We start from the raw sequence: 1,795 nt of genomic DNA on the forward strand, positions 1-1,795 counted from the left end.
GCATGGTGTACGGATTTGCCTGTACACCGGCCTACACGCTTGCACCAGCACTACCACTAGCTGGCGGAGCTGCCCTCCTGCGTCACCCCATCGCTTGGCTACTACCAGGCGGGGTCCCGCGCTCCCCCCGAGATGCTCCCGAAGGAGACACCCGAGGTTCGGGCGGTTAGCACACCTGGATTCGCCAGGGACGCGCCTACACGAGCACGGGAATATCAACCCGTTGTCCATCGACTACGCCTGTCGGCCTCGCCTTAGGTCCCGGCTCACCCTGGGCGGAAAAACCTGGCCCAGGAACCCTTGGTCATCCGGCGGCAGAGTTTCTCACTCTGCTATCGCTACTCATGCCTGCATTCTCACTCACACGGGCTCCACGGCTGGATCACTCCGCCGCTTCACCGCCCGCATGACGCTCCCCTACCCAACACCACCACCACCGGACGCCTCGAGGGCGCCGGAGTGTTCACGTGGTGTTGCCGCGGCTTCGGCGGTGCGCTTGAGCCCCGCTACATTGTCGGCGCAGGACCACTTGACCAGTGAGCTATTACGCACTCTTTCAAGGGTGGCTGCTTCTAAGCCAACCTCCTGGTTGTCTGGGCGATCCCACATCCTTTCCCACTTAGCGCACGCTTAGGGGCCTTAGCCGGCGATCTGGGCTGTTTCCCTCTCGACGACGAACCTTATCGCCCGCCGTCTCACTGCCGCGCTCACGCTCACCGGCATTCGGAGTTTGGCTGACTTCAGTAAGCTTGTAGGCCCCCTAGGCCAACCAGTGCTCTACCTCCGGTGAGTACCACGCGACGCTGCACCTAAATGCATTTCGGGGAGAACCAGCTATCACGGAGTTTGATTGGCCTTTCACCCCTACCCACAGCTCATCCCCCAGGTTTTCAACCCTGGTGGGTTCGGGCCTCCACGCCGTCTTACCGGCGCTTCACCCTGGCCATGGGTAGATCACCCCGCTTCGGGTCTAGAGCACGCGACTAGATCGCCCTGTTCGGACTCGCTTTCGCTACGGCTACCCCTCGACGGGTTAACCTCGCCACGTACCGCTAACTCGCAGGCTCATTCTTCAAAAGGCACGCCATCACAAGAACCAAGCTTGCTCTGACGGCTTGTAGGCACACGGTTTCAGGTACTGTTTCACTCCCCTCCCGGGGTACTTTTCACCTTTCCCTCACGGTACTCGTCCGCTATCGGTCATCAGGGAGTATTTAGGCTTACCGGGTGGTCCCGGCAGATTCACAGCGAATTTCACGGGCTCGCTGCTACTCGGGCACGCCACAACAGCTGCCCGTGGTGTTTTCGTCTACGGGGGTCTCACCCTCTACGCCGACGCGTCCCAACGCCTTCGACTAACACCACGAACACCCGCACCATCACGGCAGTAACGGTCCGTGACGCCCCACAACACCCCACCAGCAACACCTGCCGGCTCTCACACTGGCGGGGTTTAGCCTCTTCCGCTTTCGCTCGCCACTACTCACGGAATCACTCTTGTTTTCTTCTCCTGCGGGTACTGAGATGTTTCACTTCCCCGCGTTCCCTCCCACCGTCCTATACATTCAGACGGCGGTGACACCCCATGACGGGTGCCGGGTTACCCCATTCGGACACCCTCGGATCAACGCTCGGTTGACAGCTCCCCGAGGACTATCGCGGCCTCCCACGTCCTTCATCGGCTCCTGATGCCCAGGCATCCACCGTGCGCCCTTGACAACTTGACCAACACACACATCAAGAAATCACGACACAAATGTGCACAGAAACAAAAGATGCTCGCGTCCACTGTGCA

General features: G+C 60.4%; 1 rRNA gene (only partly in view). It reads right to left on the reverse strand.

From position 1 onward, the window contains the following. Positions 1-1,727, reverse strand: a 23S ribosomal RNA gene (locus QSK03_RS32755); it reaches 1,477 nt to the left of the window's first position. Positions 1,728-1,795: the final 68 nt, after the last annotated feature.

It is taken from the genome of Actinomycetospora sp. NBRC 106375, from assembly GCF_030269665.1.
Classification (GTDB): domain Bacteria; phylum Actinomycetota; class Actinomycetes; order Mycobacteriales; family Pseudonocardiaceae; genus Actinomycetospora.